Annotated in this window: 13 protein-coding genes; 11 read left to right on the forward strand and 2 right to left on the reverse strand. The window is 60.1% G+C overall.

The annotated features are described in order from the left end of the window. The first annotated feature begins 19 nt into the window (after positions 1-19). From OC605_RS03750 to OC605_RS03795, 10 genes are all read left to right on the forward strand, one after another. A complete protein-coding gene (locus OC605_RS03750) occupies positions 20-1456 on the forward strand; it encodes a sigma-54-dependent transcriptional regulator (protein ID WP_039761623.1) in 1437 nt (478 codons plus the stop codon). A gap of 734 nt (positions 1457-2190) precedes the next feature. Then, entirely contained in the window at positions 2191-3591 is a 1401-nt protein-coding gene (locus tag OC605_RS03755; protein ID WP_016773164.1) for a polynucleotide adenylyltransferase PcnB, read from the forward strand. A 3-nt stretch (positions 3592-3594) separates the two neighbouring features. Next, complete coding sequence (folK, locus tag OC605_RS03760) at positions 3595-4080, forward strand: 2-amino-4-hydroxy-6-hydroxymethyldihydropteridine diphosphokinase (protein ID WP_262136334.1); 486 nt, start codon at positions 3595-3597, stop codon at positions 4078-4080. Between the two features lie 435 nt (positions 4081-4515). Continuing rightward, complete coding sequence (gene panB / locus OC605_RS03765) at positions 4516-5316, forward strand: 3-methyl-2-oxobutanoate hydroxymethyltransferase (RefSeq protein WP_071173624.1); 801 nt, start codon at positions 4516-4518, stop codon at positions 5314-5316. Continuing rightward, positions 5313-6173 (forward strand): pantoate--beta-alanine ligase, encoded by an 861-nt coding sequence (gene panC / locus OC605_RS03770; RefSeq protein ID WP_262136335.1) that lies wholly within the window; start codon positions 5313-5315, stop codon positions 6171-6173. Before panB ends, panC begins: the two co-directional genes overlap by 4 nt. Positions 6174-6533: 360 nt before the next feature. Further along, on the forward strand, positions 6534-8198 hold the full coding sequence (gene pgi, locus OC605_RS03775) for a glucose-6-phosphate isomerase (protein WP_016773160.1): 1665 nt from the start codon (positions 6534-6536) through the stop codon (positions 8196-8198). Positions 8199-8398: 200 nt separating this feature from the next. Further along, positions 8399-10336: an acetate--CoA ligase gene (gene acs, locus OC605_RS03780; RefSeq protein WP_186569363.1), complete on the forward strand. Its 1938-nt coding sequence runs from the start codon at positions 8399-8401 to the stop codon at positions 10334-10336. A 135-nt stretch (positions 10337-10471) separates the two neighbouring features. Then, complete coding sequence (locus tag OC605_RS03785) at positions 10472-11488, forward strand: class I SAM-dependent rRNA methyltransferase (protein ID WP_262136336.1); 1017 nt, start codon at positions 10472-10474, stop codon at positions 11486-11488. A 222-nt stretch (positions 11489-11710) separates the two neighbouring features. Beyond that, positions 11711-14662, forward strand: a complete 2952-nt coding sequence (locus OC605_RS03790; RefSeq protein ID WP_262136337.1) for a DUF748 domain-containing protein — start codon at positions 11711-11713, stop codon at positions 14660-14662. Then, positions 14659-14958 (forward strand): DUF2845 domain-containing protein, encoded by a 300-nt coding sequence (locus OC605_RS03795; RefSeq protein WP_039761633.1) that lies wholly within the window; start codon positions 14659-14661, stop codon positions 14956-14958. Before OC605_RS03790 ends, OC605_RS03795 begins: the two co-directional genes overlap by 4 nt. Positions 14959-15222: 264 nt before the next feature. Here the strand turns inward: OC605_RS03795 and OC605_RS03800 are convergent, their stop codons facing one another. Beyond that, positions 15223-15576, reverse strand: coding sequence for a BON domain-containing protein (locus OC605_RS03800; protein ID WP_016773155.1), 354 nt, complete (start codon positions 15574-15576; stop codon positions 15223-15225). 298 nt (positions 15577-15874) lie between these two features. Beyond that, on the reverse strand, positions 15875-16312 hold the full coding sequence (locus OC605_RS03805) for a pilin (protein WP_073475464.1): 438 nt from the start codon (positions 16310-16312) through the stop codon (positions 15875-15877). Between the two features lie 226 nt (positions 16313-16538). Between OC605_RS03805 and pilB the strand changes: the two genes are divergently transcribed. Beyond that, entirely contained in the window at positions 16539-18239 is a 1701-nt protein-coding gene (gene pilB / locus OC605_RS03810) for a type IV-A pilus assembly ATPase PilB (RefSeq protein ID WP_262136338.1), read from the forward strand. The last annotated feature ends 1 nt before the right edge of the window (position 18240 follow it).

Below are 18240 nucleotides of genomic sequence, written 5' to 3' on the forward strand. Positions count from 1 at the left end.
CGTCGAGAGTATCGAATCAATGCCGCACATTTTGATCGTCGAAGACGAAACCATTATCCGCTCCGCCTTGCGCCGCCTGCTGGAACGCAACCAGTACCAGGTCAGCGAAGCCGGATCAGTGCAGGAAGCACAAGAACGCTTCACCATTCCTACGTTCGATCTGATCGTCAGCGACCTGCGCCTGCCGGGCGCTCCGGGCACCGAGCTGATCAAGCTCGGGCAAGGCACACCGGTGCTGATCATGACCAGTTACGCCAGCCTGCGCTCGGCGGTCGACTCGATGAAAATGGGCGCGGTCGATTACATCGCCAAGCCGTTCGACCACGATGAAATGCTCCAGGCGGTTGCGCGGATCCTGCGCGATCGCCAGTCGGCGCCGGCTGCCGGCGAAGCCACGGCGAGCAAGCCTGCCGCCGGCAATGGCAAAGCCGCTGTGGATAACAGCAATGGTGAAATTGGCATCATCGGCTCCTGCCCACCGATGCAGGACCTGTACAGCAAGATCCGCAAAGTCGCGCCAACCGATTCCAACGTGTTGATTCAGGGTGAGTCCGGTACCGGTAAAGAACTGGTGGCCCGTGCCCTGCACAATCTGTCGAAACGCGCCAAGGCGCCAATGATTTCGGTGAACTGTGCGGCGATTCCGGAAAGCCTGATCGAGTCCGAACTGTTCGGCCACGAGAAAGGCGCGTTCACCGGCGCCAGCGCCGGTCGCGCTGGTCTGGTCGAAGCGGCGGACGGCGGCACCTTGTTCCTCGATGAGATCGGCGAACTGCCCCTCGAAGCCCAGGCTCGCTTGCTGCGGGTTCTGCAGGAGGGCGAAATTCGCCGCGTAGGTTCGGTGCAGTCACAGAAAGTCGATGTGCGCCTGATCGCTGCAACTCACCGCGATCTGAAGAGCCTGGCGAAAATCGGTCAGTTCCGTGAAGACCTTTATTACCGTCTGCACGTGATTGCCCTGAAGCTGCCGCCGCTGCGCGAGCGTGGCGCCGACGTCAACGAAATCGCCAATGCCTTCCTCGCTCGCCAGAGCGCGCGGATCAATCGCACCGACCTGAAATTTGCCGCCGATGCCGAACAGGCGATCCGGCACTATTCCTGGCCGGGTAACGTGCGTGAGCTGGAGAACGCTGTCGAGCGCGCGGTGATTCTCAGCGAAAGCCCGGAGATCTCGGCCGACCTGCTGGGCATCGACATCGAGCTGAGCGATCTCGAAGACGACGAGTTCATCGGCCTGCCGCCGCAAACCGGCGGTAACGCCAGCAACAGCAGCCATGAGCCGACCGAGGATCTGTCGCTGGAAGACTATTTCCAGCATTTCGTCCTCGAGCATCAGGACCACATGACCGAGACCGAACTGGCACGCAAACTGGGCGTCAGCCGCAAATGCCTGTGGGAACGCCGCCAGCGTCTGGGCATTCCACGGCGCAAGACCGGGGTCGCCAGCGAGAGCTGAGCGTTACCCACCGCGTGCGCGGGTAACGCATGACAATGTGAAAAAACTGTTACCGCAGTCGATTCACGTAACAGAAGCCGGGGTTATCGGTAACGAAACCCCGGCTTTTTTTCGCCCCTGCAAAACGGTTATATCGACCTAACCCCTTGTTTTACTGGGCTTGGCAAAAGTTGGCACGCACCCTGCTATATGTTTGGTACAAGAACAATAACAAGCAATGCACAAGACAATAAAAATAAGACGAATCGACTCACGCACAATAAAAACAAGACGGCGAGAGGCGCAGCTAACTGATTCTTTTGGAGAGGCGTTGTATTTGGGGCTTGCCCCACGACCAGGCCGAGAACAACAAAAACTGTCCTAAGACAGAGCCTGTACTGGTTGGATCGAGAGATCACTGCAATTCAGCGACCAAAGCAATCCGTTTGCTCTTGGCTCCCGATTGGGAGGGTCACGAAGGAAACACTTCGTGGCGAGGGCACTCAACAAAAACAAGAAGCCCGAATCAATAATAAAAAGAGCACGCAACTACTTCTTGGGGAGCTTCGGCTCCCCTTGTAGTTTCTCCCCTCCGTGAAATCCCCCTGCTTTCCCGCGTTCGACCCTTGCAGCTTGCGGCTTGCAGCTCATATCTGCTGCGTCCTACACCATCCCCCGACTAAATGCTAGAATCTGCGCCCATCATGCGGTCATTCTTTTGGTATGGCCGAACATTCCTTCAAACAGTGCATCCCATGCTGAAGAAGCTGTTCCAGTCATTCCGAACTCCCGTGCGTCGTACGCAACACATCCGCAGCACCCCTGAAGTGCTCAACAGCGGCCAACATTCGCTGCAGAAAACGCAGTTCAGCCGCTATGCGGTGAATATCGTCGAACGCCTGCAAGGTGCCGGTTACCAAGCTTATCTGGTCGGTGGTTGCGTGCGTGACATGCTGCTGGGCATCACGCCCAAGGACTTCGACGTCGCCACCAGCGCCACCCCCGAGCAGGTGCGTGCCGAATTCCGCAATGCGCGGATCATCGGCCGCCGGTTCAAGCTGGTGCACATCCATTTCGGTCGCGAAATCATTGAAGTCGCGACCTTCCGCGCCAATCACCCGGTCAACGAAGACGACGAAGACAGCAACCAGTCTTCGCGCAACGAGAGCGGGCGCATTCTGCGCGACAACGTCTACGGCACCCTGGAAGAAGACGCGCAACGTCGCGACTTCACCATCAACGCCCTGTATTACGATCCGGTCAGTGAGCGCATTCTCGATTACGCCAACGGCGTGCACGACATCCGCAATCACCTGATCCGCCTGATCGGCGACCCGAAGCAGCGTTACCAGGAAGACCCGGTGCGCATGCTGCGGGCCGTGCGTTTCGCCGCCAAGCTCAACTTCGGCATCGAGAAGCACACCGTGCAGCCGATCCGTGAGCTGGCGCCGATGCTGCGCGAGATTCCGTCGGCGCGGCTGTTCGAAGAAGTGCTCAAGCTGTTCCTCTCCGGGCACGGCGCGATCACCTTTGAAATGCTGGTTGATTTGCAACTGTTCGCCCCGCTGTTCCCGGCCAGTGCCGAGGCGCTGGAATACAACCCGGAATACACCCATACGCTGATCAGCGAAGCACTGACCAACACCGACCTGCGCATCAAGCAGAACAAACCGGTGACCCCGGCGTTCCTCTTTGCCGCACTGCTCTGGCCGGCGCTGCCGGCGCGAGTGTTGCGTCTGCAGGAACGTGGCATGCCGCCGATTCCGGCGATGCAGGAAGCGGCTCATGAGCTGATCGCCGAACAGTGCCAGCGCATCGCGATTCCGAAGCGCTTCACCATGCCGATCCGCGAAATCTGGGACATGCAGGAACGCCTGCCACGGCGCAGTGGCAAACGCGCCGATCTGTTGCTGGACAACCCGCGCTTCCGTGCCGGTTACGATTTCCTCCTGCTGCGTGAAAGCGCCGGCGAGGAGACCGATGGCCTCGGCGAATGGTGGACCGATTATCAGGACGCCAATGACAGCGAGCGTCGCGACATGATCCGCGACCTCAGCGGCAAGGGCGACGATGCCAGCGGCGCACCGCGCAAACGTCGCCGCAGCGGCGGTTCCAAGCGCAAGCGCGCCGGTGCTTCGAGCGCGACGGGCGAGTAAGCGATGGAACGCATCTACATCGGCCTGGGCAGCAACCTCGCTGACCCGGCCGACCAGTTGCGCAGCGCCATCGCGGCGCTGGGCCAATTGCCGCAAACAAGTCTTGCCGGCGTGTCAGCCTTTTATCAAAGCGATTCGCTGCTGCCGGACCAGCCGCGTTACACCAACGCCGTCGCCGCCCTCGACAGTTCGCTCGCACCGATCGAGCTGCTCGACGCCTTGCAAGCGATCGAAAACGCTCAGGGCCGCGAGCGTCTTGAGCGCTGGGGGCCTCGCACGCTGGATCTGGATATTCTGCTGTTCGGCGATCGCCTGATCGATGAGCCACGGCTGAAGGTCCCGCATTACCAGATTCAGGAGCGGGCGTTCGTTCTCTATCCCTTGGCTGAGCTGGCGCCGCAGGATCTGCGTCTCGCCGATGGCCGCGCCCTTCCCGCCCTGCTGGCCGCCTGCCCGTTCGTCGGCCTCGAACGCCTCTCCCAGCCCTGACAAAAATCTTCTGTGAAATGTGGTTATGTGGCGAGGGGATTTATCCCCGTTGGGTCGCGGAGCGGCCCCATGTTGTGTACAGCTAGTTCAGATTTGGGCCTGCTTCGCAGTCCAACGGGGATAAATCCCCTCGCCACAGGTCACCTGCCAATCTCCAGTTTTTGTCAGACAAAAATCCCCCGAATCAGGCCCGCCGCGCCGCTGAATCGCATCAGTAACGCCGGTAACACCGCCCGCGTAACAATGCGGTAACACACGCAATTGACTTCCTGTTGGCTCATCACGACTATAGGCGTCCCGCTGCCGCCAACCCGGTATGAACGGGCGCAATCCAGGCCTTTCAAAGCACGACACAAGACCGTGCGCCTGAGTAGATGAAGAATCACGCGCGTGACTCGCAGCAGTTTCCAGAGCGCCTGAACGAGGATTTTTTACATGCCAGCCATCACCCTGACCACGCTCCAGAGCCTCAAGCAGAAAGGTGAAAAAATCACCATGCTGACCTGCTATGACGCGACCTTCGCCCACGCCTGCAACGAGGCCGGTGTCGAAGTGCTGCTGGTCGGCGACTCCCTCGGCATGGTTCTGCAGGGTCATGACAGCACCCTGCCGGTGACCACGGCGGAAATGGCCTATCACGTCGCCAGCGTCAAGCGTGGCAATGGCGATGCCCTGATCCTCGCCGACCTGCCGTTCATGGCCAACGCCACCCTCGAACAGACCATGACCAACAGCGCCATGCTGATGCAGGCCGGCGCGCACATGGTCAAGGTCGAAGGTCAGCTGTGGCTGGCGGAGTCGATCCGTCTGCTCGCCGAGCGCGGTGTGCCGGTGTGCGCGCATATGGGCCTGACCCCGCAAGCAGTGAACATTCTCGGTGGCTATAAAGTGCAGGGCCGCAACGAGAATCAGGCGCGGCAGATGCGTGCCGATGCGATCGCGCTGGAGCAGGCCGGTGCGGCCATGCTGTTGCTCGAGTGCGTGCCGAGCGAACTGGCGGCAGAAATCAGCCAGGCCGTGAGCATTCCGGTGATCGGTATCGGTGCCGGCAACGCCACCGACGGCCAGGTACTGGTATTGCACGACATGCTCGGCCTGTCGATCACCGGCCGCGTACCCAAATTCGTCAAGAACTTCATGCAAGGTCAGGACAGCATCCAGTCCGCGCTGAAGGCTTACGTCAGCGAAGTCAAAGCCACCACGTTCCCCGGCATCGAACACGGATTCTCTGCATGAACACCGTCAAAACCGTACGCGAACTGCGCGCCGCCGTCGCCCGCGCGCGCAGTGAAGGCAAGCGCATCGGCTTCGTGCCGACCATGGGCAACCTGCACAGCGGCCACGTCGCACTGATCACCAAAGCTACCCAGCGAGTCGATTTCGTGGTTGCGAGTATTTTCGTCAACCCGCTGCAATTCGGCGCCGGCGAAGACCTCGACAAATACCCGCGCACCCTCGCCGCCGATCAGGAAAAGCTTCTCGAAGCCGGTTGCGACCTGCTGTTTGCGCCGACGGTTGAAGAGATGTACCCGGACGGCATGGCCGGACAAACCCGGGTCAGCGTGCCGCAATTGTCCGAAGGCCTGTGTGGTGCCAGCCGTCCGGGGCACTTTGAAGGTGTGGCGACGGTGGTCAGCAAGCTGTTCAACATGGTCCAGCCGGATCTGGCGATCTTCGGCCAGAAGGATTACCAGCAACTGGCGGTGATCCGCGCACTGGTGCATGACCTGAACATGCCGATCCAGATCATCGGCGAGCCGACCGTGCGTGCAGCGGATGGCTTGGCGCTGTCGTCGCGCAACGGCTTCCTCAATGAAGACCAGCGCGCCGTGGCACCGGTGGTGTATCGCGTGCTGAGCAGCATTGCCGAAGCGATCAAGCAAGGTGAGCGCGATTACCCGGCGCTGATCACTGCGCAGTTGCAGGTGCTGGAAGCGGCGGGGCTGCGTCCGGACTATCTGGAAATCCGTCATGGCCTGACGTGGCGTCCGGCGACGGCGGAGGATGGCGATCTGGTGATTCTGGCAGCGGCGTTCCTCGGCACTACGCGGCTGATCGACAACCTGCACCTGAATCTCGATAGCCCGATTTAAGCAGCAACGAATTTTCCCTGTGGGAGCGAGCCTGCTCGCCAAGGCGGTGTATCAGCGACTTATAAGTTGCCTGACACCACGCCTTCGCGAGCAGGCTCGCTCCCACAGGTGTTTTCGGCGCATGACGGTTGGGCGAAAGTGTTCCGGGCACCTCCGTTTGTCGGCCAGATTCTTCAACGGATGTTAAAAAAGTACAGGGATCTGGTCAGACAAAGTCAAGACAGAACGCAGCGCGAGGTTTACTGTATTCGCCCTGTGTCCAGATCTCGTGTCGACGCAGTTGATCCCATGCGCTAAAAACCCGTGGTTGATCTGTACCGTGTTCAAAAGGCCGTTCAAGTAAAAAGGAAAACCGCAGCGATGGCGTACTACCGCACTCCTCACGACGTTACCGCTCTGCCCGCCTGGCAAGCGTTGAAAGATCACCGCCAAGCCATGCAGGATTTCAGCATGCGCGAAGCCTTCAACGCCGATCCGCAGCGTTTCAATCAGTTCACCCTCAGTAGCTGCGGTCTGTTTCTCGACTATTCGAAGAATTTGATCAACGCCGAGACCCGCAACCTGCTCGTGGGCCTGGCCAATGAAGTCGATCTGAAGGGCGCGATCAAAGCGCTGTTCGACGGCGAAATCGTCAACGCCTCCGAAGGCCGCCCGGCACTGCACACCGCCCTGCGCCGCCCGGTCGGCGACAAGTTGTCGGTCAACGGCGTCAACGTGATGCCGGAAGTGCACAAGGTGCTGAACCAGATCACCGATCTCGTCGGCCGCATTCACGATGGCTTGTGGCGTGGTTACACCGAGAAGCCGATCACCGACGTGGTCAACATCGGCATCGGTGGTTCGTTCCTCGGTCCTGAGCTGGTCTCCGAAGCACTGCTGTCCTACGCGCAGAAAGGCGTACGTTGCCACTATCTGGCAAACATCGACGGCAGCGAATTCCACGAGCTGACGCAGAAACTGCGCGCCGAGACCACGCTGTTCATCGTTTCGTCGAAGTCGTTCAACACTCTCGAAACGTTGAAAAACGCGCAGGCCGCACGCGCCTGGTACCTGGCGCAGGGCGGCTCGGAAGCCGAGCTGTATCGCCACTTCATCGCTGTGTCGAGCAACAACGCCGCCGCTGTGGCTTTCGGGATTCGCGAAGAAAACATCTTCCCGATGTGGGACTGGGTCGGCGGGCGCTACTCGCTGTGGTCGGCGATCGGTTTGCCGATTGCGCTGGCCATCGGCATGTCCAACTTCAAGGAACTGCTGTCCGGTGCCTACACCATGGACCAGCATTTCCAGACCGCGCCGTTCGAACAGAACATGCCGGTGCTGCTGGCCCTGCTCGGCGTCTGGTATGGCAACTTCTGGGGTGCGCAAAGCCACGCGATCCTGCCGTACGACCACTACCTGCGCAACATCACCAAGCACTTGCAACAGCTGGACATGGAGTCCAACGGCAAGAGCGTGCGTCAGGACGGCACCTCGGTGTCGACCGATACCGGCCCGGTGATCTGGGGCGGCGTCGGCTGCAACGGTCAGCACGCTTACCACCAGTTGCTGCACCAGGGCACCCAACTGATCCCGGCCGACTTCATCGTGCCGATCGTCAGCTTCAACCCGGTTTCCGACCATCACCAGTGGCTGTACGCCAACTGCCTGTCGCAGAGCCAGGCGCTGATGCTCGGCAAGACCCTGCCGGAAGCTGAAGCCGAACTGCGCGACAAAGGCATGGGCGAAGACGACGTGCGCAAACTTGCGCCGCACAAGGTGATCCCGGGCAATCGTCCGAGCAACACCCTGGTGGTCGAACGCATCAGCCCGCGTCGCCTCGGCGCGCTGGTTGCGATGTATGAGCACAAAGTGTTCGTGCAAAGCGTGGTCTGGGGCATCAACGCCTTCGACCAGTGGGGTGTGGAACTGGGCAAGGAATTGGGCAAAGGCGTCTACAACCGTCTGGTCGGCAGCGACGAGACCGTGGCTGACGATGCCTCGACTCAGGGCCTGATCAACTACTTCCGCGGGCGTCACCGCGGCTGATAAAAGCCGTCGGCACAACGCTGTGCCCCTGTGGGAGCGAGCCTGCTCGCGAAAGCGGTTTTTCATTCAACACCTTCGTTGACTGACACTGCGCCTTCGCAAACTGGCTCGCTCCCACAGTTGTTTTGGCGCATGACTTGAACCTGTGCAGCGCTCGGCGCATCTTTGTTCGTGTCGCACCACAAGAATAAGGAACCGTCATGTTCGATATCAGCACGTTCCCCAAAGCCGATGCCGTGCGCCAGGCCGCTCAGTTGAGCCAGGACGAGTATCGGCGCCTGTACCGCGAATCGATTGAGCACCCCAGTGCCTTCTGGGCCGAGCAGGCCACGCGTTTCCTCGATTGGAGCACGCCGTGGCAGACCGTTCAGCGCTATGACCTGAAAACCGGTGAAGCCGCCTGGTTTGCCGGCGGCAAGCTCAACGTCAGTTACAACTGCATCGACCGTCACCTCAAGCTCCGTGGCGAGCAGACCGCCCTGCTCTGGGAAGGCGACGACCCTGCCGAATCGGCGCAGATCACTTACAACAAACTCCATCACCACGTCTGCCGTCTGGCCAACGTGCTGAAAAGCCGTGGCGTGAAGAAAGGCGACCGGGTGTGCATCTACATGCCGATGATCCCCGAAGCCGCCTACGCCATGCTCGCCTGCGCGCGAATCGGTGCGATCCATTCGGTAGTGTTTGGCGGATTTTCCCCGGATTCCTTGCGTGATCGAATCCTCGACGCCGACTGCCGTACCGTGATCACCGCCGATGAAGGCGTGCGCGGCGGCCGCTTCGTGCCGCTGAAAAACAACGTCGACAAAGCCCTGCAAAGTTGCCCGAACGTCAGCACCGTCGTGGTGGTCGAGCGCACTCAGGGCCAGGTCGATTGGGTCGAAGGCCGTGACCTCTGGTATCACCAGGCCGTGCGCGAGGTCAGCGACGACTGCCCGCCGGAACCGATGGACGCTGAAGACCCGCTGTTCATCCTCTACACCTCCGGCAGCACCGGCAAACCCAAAGGCGTGCTGCACACCACCGGCGGCTACCTGCTGCAAGCAGCAATGACCTTCAAGTACGTGCTGGATTACCGCGACGGCGAAGTGTTCTGGTGCACCGCCGACGTCGGCTGGGTCACCGGCCACAGTTACATCGTCTACGGGCCGCTGGCCAACGGTGCGACCACCCTGATGTTCGAAGGCGTGCCGAGCTACCCGAGCAGTTCGCGCTTCTGGCAGGTCATCGACAAGCACAAGGTCAACATTTTCTACACCGCACCCACCGCCCTGCGCGCGCTGATGCGCGAAGGCGCCGGACCGTTGAAGGAAACGTCGCGCGCCAGCCTCAGATTGCTCGGCAGCGTCGGTGAGCCGATCAATCCGGAAGCGTGGGAATGGTATTTCAATGCTGTCGGTGAACAGCGCTGCCCGATCGTCGACACCTGGTGGCAGACCGAAACCGGCGGCATCATGCTCAGCCCGCTGGTCAGCGCGCAGCGGATCAAACCCGGCTGCGCGACGCAACCGATGTTTGGCGTGCAACCGGTGTTGCTTGACGAAGTCGGCAAGGAAATCAAAGGCGCCGGCAGTGGCGTGCTGGCGATCAAATCCAGCTGGCCGGCGCAGATTCGCAGCGTCTACGGCGATCCGCAGCGGATGATCGACACCTACTTCAAACCCTACCCCGGCTATTACTTCACCGGCGACGGCGCCCGCCGCGACGAGGACGGCGATTACTGGATCACCGGACGCATCGACGACGTGATCAACGTCTCCGGCCACCGCATTGGCACCGCCGAAGTGGAAAGCGCCCTGGTGCTGCACGACAGCATCGCCGAGGCCGCCGTGGTCGGTTATCCCCACGATGTCAAAGGCCAGGGCATCTACGCGTTCGTCACGCCAATGAATGGCACCGAGGCCAACGAAGAGCTGAAGAAAGACCTGTTGGCGCATGTCAGCAAGGAGATCGGCAGCTTCGCCAAACCGGACCTGATCCAGTGGGCGCCGGCGCTGCCAAAGACCCGTTCGGGCAAGATCATGCGGCGGATTCTGCGCAAGATTGCCTGCAATGAGCTCGACAGTCTGGGCGATACTTCGACGCTGGCTGATCCGAGTGTGGTGCAGGACCTCGTTGATAAACGTTTGAATCAATAGATTCAAGAGCAGGCTCGCTGCCACAGGTGATCGCATTGCACATGTGGCAGCGAGCCTGCTCGCGAAGGCCATCACGCGATCACCCGGCAAACTGTTAAACTCCCGCGCCCCAATTCCCCTCAGCAAGGCGCCCGCATGTCTTCCTTGAATCAGGCGCTGCGCGCCGCCCTCGATCAACGCCAGGACTTGCTCGCTGCGCTGCACAGCCAGAGCACCGATTGCTATCGCTTGTTCCATGGCAGCCAGGAAGGTGCCGGCGGCCTGACCATCGACCGCTACGGCCCGCAACTGCTGGTGCAGAGTTTTCACCAGACGCTCGAACGTGATGATCTGCTGCAACTGCACGCCATGGTCAACCAGACGCTGGGCTTCGACAGCCTGCTGGTCTACAACGACCGCTCCCGTGGCAACTCGCGGATCGATCGCGAGGACAGCGTCTATAAAGCCGATGACGCCGCACTGGCCGATCTGGTCGGGCATGAATGGGGTCTGAACTACCGCGTGCGTGGGCGTCATGCCGGGCAGGATCCGCTGCTGTTCCTCGACCTGCGCAACACCCGTGGCTGGGTCAAGGATCACGCGCAAGGCAAAAGCGTGCTCAACCTGTTCGCCTACACCTGCGGCGTTGGCCTCAGTGCGGCGGCGGGCGGTGCGCGCGAGGTGTGCAACCTCGATTTTGCCGAGGGCAATCTGGCGGTCGGTCGGGAGAATGGTTTGCTCAATCCGCATCTGCCGGAGATGCAATTCATTCAGTCCGATTACTTTCCGGCAATCCGCCAGCTCGCTGGCCTGCCGATCAGTCAGCGGCGCGGGCAGAAGTTGCCGAGCTATCAGCGCCTCGAACAGCGACAATACGATCTGGTCCTGCTCGATCCGCCGGCGTGGGCCAAAAGCGCATTCGGCACCGTCGACCTGCTACGCGATTATCAGAGCCTGCTCAAACCGGCGCTGCTGACCACCGCCGACGATGGCGTGCTGATCTGCTGCAACAACCTGGCGAAAGTCAGCATGGACGACTGGCGCGAACAAGTGCTGCGCTGCGCCGAAAAAGCCGGCCGCCCGGTGCGCGAATGGAGCGTGATGACCCCGGGCGCCGACTTCCCCTCGCAGGACCAGCAGCCACCGTTGAAAACGCTGATCTTGCAGCTGTGATCCCTCCGGCATGAGCGATTACATTCCCCTGTGGGAGCGAGCCTGCTCGCGAAAGCGCAGTGTCAGTCGACTTGTTTTTCACTGAACCAGCGCATTCGCGAGCAGGCTCGCTCCCACAAGGGAGATCTGTTCCTACAGAAATTTCTGAACAATCCTGTCCCACATCAAGCACTTCGGAACCAGAATCGCGTGCCATACTCCAAGGCACTCCGATTCAGACAGATGAAGCCGCACATGCCCAAAGGATTGATTCGCGCGATTGGCGCACTGCTGACAGCCCTGGCCCTCTACAGCCTGCTGGGGTTTCTGATCCTGCCGGGCATTGCCTTGCGCGTGGCCAACCAGCAACTGGCCAACTACGCGACGGTGCCGGCGCATCTGCAGCGCATCGAACTCAACCCGTTCAGCCTGGAAGTTTCCCTGTGGGGCCTGGTCATCGGCGAGCCGGGCAAGGAGCAGGTCGGCTTCGATCGCCTCTATGCCAACCTGCAAATCGACAGCCTCTGGACCAAGGCCCTGCACCTGTCCGACATCGAACTGGACAAACCCAAAAGCGAAATCCTCTTCGCCAAGGACGGCAAGCTCAACCTGCTGGGCCTGTTCAACCTGCCGCCGAGCGAGCCGACACCCGCCGATCCCGACGCCAAGCCATTCCCGCTGCGTATCGACAACATCAAACTGGCCGGCGGCGTGGTGCATTTCGAGGATATGCGGCCCAGTGAGCCGATCGAATTTCTTTACGACGACCTCAGTTTCGAGCTGAAAAACCTCAGCACCCTGCCCGAGGACAGCGCCGACATGACCCTCGTCGCCATCGGCCCCGCTGGCGGGCGGATCGACTGGACCGGCAATTTCAGCCTGATCCCGTTCACCTCCGAAGGCACCCTGAAAGTCACCGATGGCCAGATGAAATCCTTCTGGCCCTACGTGCGTGACGCCGTGCCGCTGGTACTGGAAAACGGCGTGGTCAGCCTCAGCACCGAGTACAAACTCAACCTGTCAAAACAGACCGAACTGCTGCTGAACAACGTCGCGGTGAGCATTGCGCCGTTCGCCATCAAGGCCCCGGACGGACGTCCGCTGGCCAGGCTCGAACGCCTCGACGTCAGCGAAACCTCGCTCGACCTGGCCAAGCAGCAGGTGGTGGTCGGCAAGATCCGCAGCAACAAACTGGAAACCTGGGCGGCGCTGGAAGCCGACGGCCAGTTGGACTGGCAGAAGCTGTTCGCCAGCCAACCGTCGAAACCGGCTGCCAAAGCGGCTGCAGAACCTACGGATACACCGGCCGCCGCCGACTCGCCGAAACCTGAGCCAAGCGCCCCGAGCAAGCCATGGCAGGTGCTGGTCAAGGATGTGCAACTGCGCAACTACACGGTCCATCTCGCCGACCGCTCGGCGCAACCGGCGGTGGCGCTGGACATCACCCCGCTGAACGTCGACCTGCAGGATTTCGACAGCCTCAACGGCTCGCCTTTCAAGCTCAAGCTCGACAGCGGCCTGGGCAAGCAAGGCAAGATCAGCGCCGACGGTACGGTCAATCTGGCCCCGGTCAACGCACAGCTCAACGTGAAAACCGAGGACGTCGACCTGCGTGTCGCGCAGTCCTACATCAACCCGTTCATTCGCCTGGAACTGCGCAGCGGCATGCTCGGCAGTGACCTCAAGGTCAACCTGAAGAGCACCGAGCCACTGGCCCTCAGTGTTACCGGCCGCGCGCAGATCGATCAACTGCACACCCTCGATACGCTGAAGACCCGCGACTTCCTCAAATGGCAGCAAGTCGTGGTCGACGGCATCAACTATCAGCACGGCGACAGCCTGTCGATCGACAAGGTCAACCTGTTGCAGCCGTATGTGCGCTTCATGATCAACGACGATCGCACCACCAACGTCGACGACCTGCTGATCCCGCAACCGGCCGACAGCGGCACCAAACCTGCCGGAGCCAAACCGGCCAGCAAGGACAAACCACTGGGCATTCACATCGGTGCGATTGCGATCAACGACGGCTCGGCCAACTTTGCCGACTTCAGCCTGACGCCGAATTTCGCCACCGCCGTGCAGCAGCTCAACGGTCAGATCGGCACCATCGACAGCCGTCAGGCAAAACCGGCCAGCGTTGACATCAAAGGCAAGGTCGACCGTTATGCGCCGGTGACCATCAAGGGTGCGGTCAATCCGTTCGACCCGATGGCCAGCCTCGACATCGCCACCAGCTTCAAGCGCGTCGAACTGACGACCCTGACGCCCTACTCCGGCAAGTTCGCCGGCTACCGCATCCGCAAGGGCCGGCTCAACCTCGATCTGCACTACCTGATCACCAAAGGCCAACTGAAAGCCGAGAACAAAGTCGTCGTCGAGCAGCTGCAACTGGGCGAGAAGGTCGACAGCCCTGATGCAGTGAGTCTGCCGCTGAAACTGGCGATCGCCCTGCTCAAGGACGTCGATGGCAAGATCTCCATCGAGTTGCCAGTGACCGGCGACCTGAATAATCCGCAGTTCAGCGTCATGCCGATCGTCTGGCAGACCCTGCGCAATTTGATCGTCAAAGCTGCCGCCGCGCCGTTCAAGATGATCGGCGGGCTGGTCAGTGGCGGCGGCTCCGAAGACCTCGGCACGGTGTCCTTCGCGCCGGGCTCCAGCGATCTGAGCAAAGACGCCGAAGCAGCGCTGGTGAAACTGTCGCAAGCGCTCAAGGAACGTCCGGCGCTGCGTCTGGAAATCGAAGGCACTGCCGCGAAGAGCAGTGATGGGCCACTGCTCGCCGAGCAACGTCTGGAACGCGAATACCAATACAACTACTACAAGATGCTCCAGCGCCGTGGCGACAAGGTCCCGGCCCAGGCCTCGCTGCTGCAAGTGCCCGAAGGCGAGAAAGGCGCATTGCTCGAAGGGATTTACCGCACCCGCCTGAAAACCCAGCCACCGGCAGAATGGAAAGACTTCGGCAAGGAAGAGCGCACGGCGAAAATGCGCCAAGGCGTGATCGCGTTCTGGAGCGGCAGCGAGGTGCTGTTGCGACAGTTGGGCCAGGATCGCGCCAGCACCATCAAGGATTACCTGGTCGACAAGGGCAAGCTCGAAGATGACCGCGTGTACTTCATCGACGCCAACCTCGGCGAGGCCGAAAGCGATGGCCGCGTGGTGACGCAAATGCACCTGGATGCCGAATGACCGTGCGTAACTGGCTGGCTGTGCTCGCGCTGACCTGCGCCGCCGGCCACGCGTCGGCTTCGGATACATTGCGCTGCGGCAGCCAGTTGATCAGCCTCGGCGACCGCGCCAGCGAGGTGCTGCAAAAATGCGGCGAGCCGGTCAGTCGCGATGTGCTCGGCTACAAGCGCAGCGCCAATCGCCGCGAAGAGTTTCAGGTCGAGGAATGGACCTACGGCCCGAACAACGGCATGTATCAATACCTGCGCTTCGAAGGCAATCGCCTGCGGCAGATCAACAGCAAACGCGGTAACTAAGCCGAACGAAATTCACCCTGTGGGAGCGAGCCTGCTCGCGAATACGGTCTGTCTACTGACGAACTTGTCGGCTGAGACTTCGCATTCGCGAGCAGGCTCGCTCCCACATTGGTATTGCCCAAAATAGAACAGGCCCCGACACAAGTGCCGGGGCCTGTAATGGTCACATCCGTGTGACCGTTCGCATGAACTCTAAAGTTGCGGCAGACGTATTGCTCGGCCCGTCTGTCGCGTCTTCTCCCGGTTCAGGCGAGAAGTCTTGCCTTACTCGGCTTTCAGGCCATCAGCGGAGACCGCTTTAACGCCTTTGATTTTCTTGGCAATGCCTACGGCGACTTCTTTCTGCGACTCGGTTACCGCAGTGGTCGACGACAGGGAAACTACACCCTTGTTGGTTTCAACTTTGATGTCGGTGCCTGGAATGCCTTTTTCGGTAACCAGGTCAGCTTTGACCTTGGTGGTGATCCAGGTGTCGCTGGTATCTTGTTTCATTTCGGTAACTTCACCGGCAGCCAGAACCATTGGCGCTTGGGTAGCCTGAGCGGACTGGGCGAAAGCGCCACCAGCCATGGTCAGGGTCAGAGCGGTAGCAGCGGCAGTGATAGCGAACTTCTTCATACGAGTAACTCCTGTTTTTACTGGAAGTCTGCTGTAACGCTTGTCAGCAGGGTTACCGGAGATATTGCGAACGCTGTGCCAACTTTTTCAGTCGCATAAAACTGTTTAAAAACAATGAGTTATAAAAAACGCTGTTTTTCGTTTTCATGCAAAATGCATGACTCAACGCAATTTCGCATGCAAGTTGCGGTTTTTCGGAAAGTTCATAAGCTGCTGAAATTATTGGAGCTTTTGTTAAGTGATCGCAGATACAAAAATACCCCGCAATGCGGGGCATTCTGATTATTTACCTTTGTGATTACGTACCGCTGGCCGTGCAACCGCGCGGAGAATAATCAGAGTTGACCGTCGTCGCACACGTCCAAACACCGGAGGTATTCCCCGTCGCCGCCCCGGAACGAGAAAGCGTAATGGTTTTACCTAACACCGGACCTGGTGCATTGAGCAGGGTACAGGTAAGCGTGCCTTCGCCAGTCGCGGCTGTGCCTGTAACTGCCAACGTACAGTTGGAGGTAGTAGTCGCACCATTGGCAACGTTGGCCAGAGTTGGAGCTGTGCCTTGATTGATCGTGTCCTCGAACGGCACTTTCAATGCACTAATCTCCGCCAACCCCGCCGTCACCTTCGACCGCGCCTGATACTTCGAATACTGAGGCAGGGCGATAGTCGCCAGAATGCCGATGATCGCCACGACGATCAGCAGCTCGATCAATGTGAAACCTTGTTGTTTTTTCATAGACACGCTCCATGCATGAGTCGAAATCTCATGATCTGAACAAGGCTCAGCACAGCCCATGCCAACGCCTTTCAGGCCCGGCCTGCTGGACATGCGCGATACCCTGCGCCGTTTCCTACAACCCGCAACCGCACTATCTGACACTTTTTGTCACCTGCACCGGCCGTGTTTGGCGCTGTCACTTGACTAGGCTATAAGTCATGAACGGCAAGCGTGCGGAATCCCCATGAATGACATCGCTCTGAGCGGTCTGGCCAAGCAATTGGTCCAGGCCGAACTGCTCACGGAAACAAGTGCCCGGCAATCCTGGGCGCAGGCCCAGCGCAATCGCGTGTCGCTGGTCAATTACCTGGTACACAACAAACTGGTCAACAGCCGGCAGATCGCCGAGATCGCCTCGGAACATTTCGGCATGGCCCTGCTCGATCTCAGCTGCCTCGACAAGGAGACTCAGCCCAAGGGGCTGGTCAGTGAGAAACTGGTTCGTCAGCATTGCGCCCTGCCCTTGTGGCGGCGCGGCAACAAATTGTTCGTGGGCCTTTCCGACCCGAGCAATCAGCAGGCGATCAGCGACATCCAGTTCAGCACCGGCCTGAGCACCGAAGCGATTCTGGTCGAGGACGACAAGCTCAGCGACGCCATCGACAAGTTCTTCGACAGCCACGCCTCGGGTCTGGAAGAAATGGCCGATGTCGATCTCGACGGCCTCGACGTCGAGTCCATCGATGACAACAAACAGGACGTGATCGGCGGCCTCGATGCCGACGACGCCCCGGTCGTACGTTTTGTGCACAAGATGCTGCTCGATGCGATCAAGAGCGGCTCGTCCGACCTGCATTTCGAGCCGTACGAAAAAAACTACCGGGTGCGCATGCGCACCGACGGCATGCTGCGCGAGGTGGCCAAGCCGCCGATCCAGTTGGCCGGGCGTATTGCCGCTCGCTTGAAGGTGATGGCCAGTCTGGATATTTCCGAACGACGCAAACCCCAGGACGGGCGGATCAAGATGCGCCTGTCGAAAAGCAAATCCATCGATTTTCGCGTCAACACCTTGCCGACCCTGTGGGGCGAAAAAGTGGTGATCCGGATCCTCGACCCGTCCAGTGCGCAGATGGGCATCGATGCGCTGGGCTACGAGGCCGAACAAAAGGCCTTGTACCTGGCCGCGCTGAAACAGCCGCAAGGGATGATTCTGGTCACCGGCCCCACCGGTTCCGGTAAAACCGTGTCGCTGTACACCGGGCTGAACATCCTCAACACCGTCGACATCAATATTTCCACCGCCGAAGACCCGGTGGAAATCAACATGGAAGGCATCAATCAGGTCAACGTCAATCCCCGCCAAGGGCTGGACTTTGCCCAGGCGCTGCGCTCGTTCCTGCGTCAGGACCCGGATGTGATCATGGTCGGCGAGATCCGCGATCTGGAAACCGCCGAGATCGCGATCAAGGCCGCGCAGACCGGCCACCTGGTGCTGTCGACCCTGCACACCAACAGCGCGGCGGAAACCCTCACGCGCCTGCACAACATGGGCATTCCCGGTTTCAACATTGCCACCTCGGTCAGCCTGATCATCGCCCAGCGTCTGGCGCGCAAATTGTGCGCGCACTGCAAGCGGCCGCTGGAAATCCCGCACGAAACCTTGCTCAAGGAAGGCTTCCCCGAGGAACGCATCGGTCATTTCACGATCTACGAGCCGGTCGGTTGCGATCACTGCAACGGCGGTTACAAAGGACGCGTGGGGATTTATGAAGTGGTAAAGAACACACCGGACCTGCAACGGTTGATCATGGCCGAAGGCAATTCGCTGGAAATCGACATTCAGATGCGCCGCGACGGTTTCGCCGATCTGCGCACTTCCGGGCTGTACAAGGCCATGCAAGGCATCACCAGCCTTGAGGAAATCAACCGGGTCACCAAGGATTGAA

This window comes from Pseudomonas sp. Marseille-Q5117, assembly GCF_946901175.1.
GTDB classification, from domain to species: domain Bacteria; phylum Pseudomonadota; class Gammaproteobacteria; order Pseudomonadales; family Pseudomonadaceae; genus Aquipseudomonas; species Aquipseudomonas iranensis.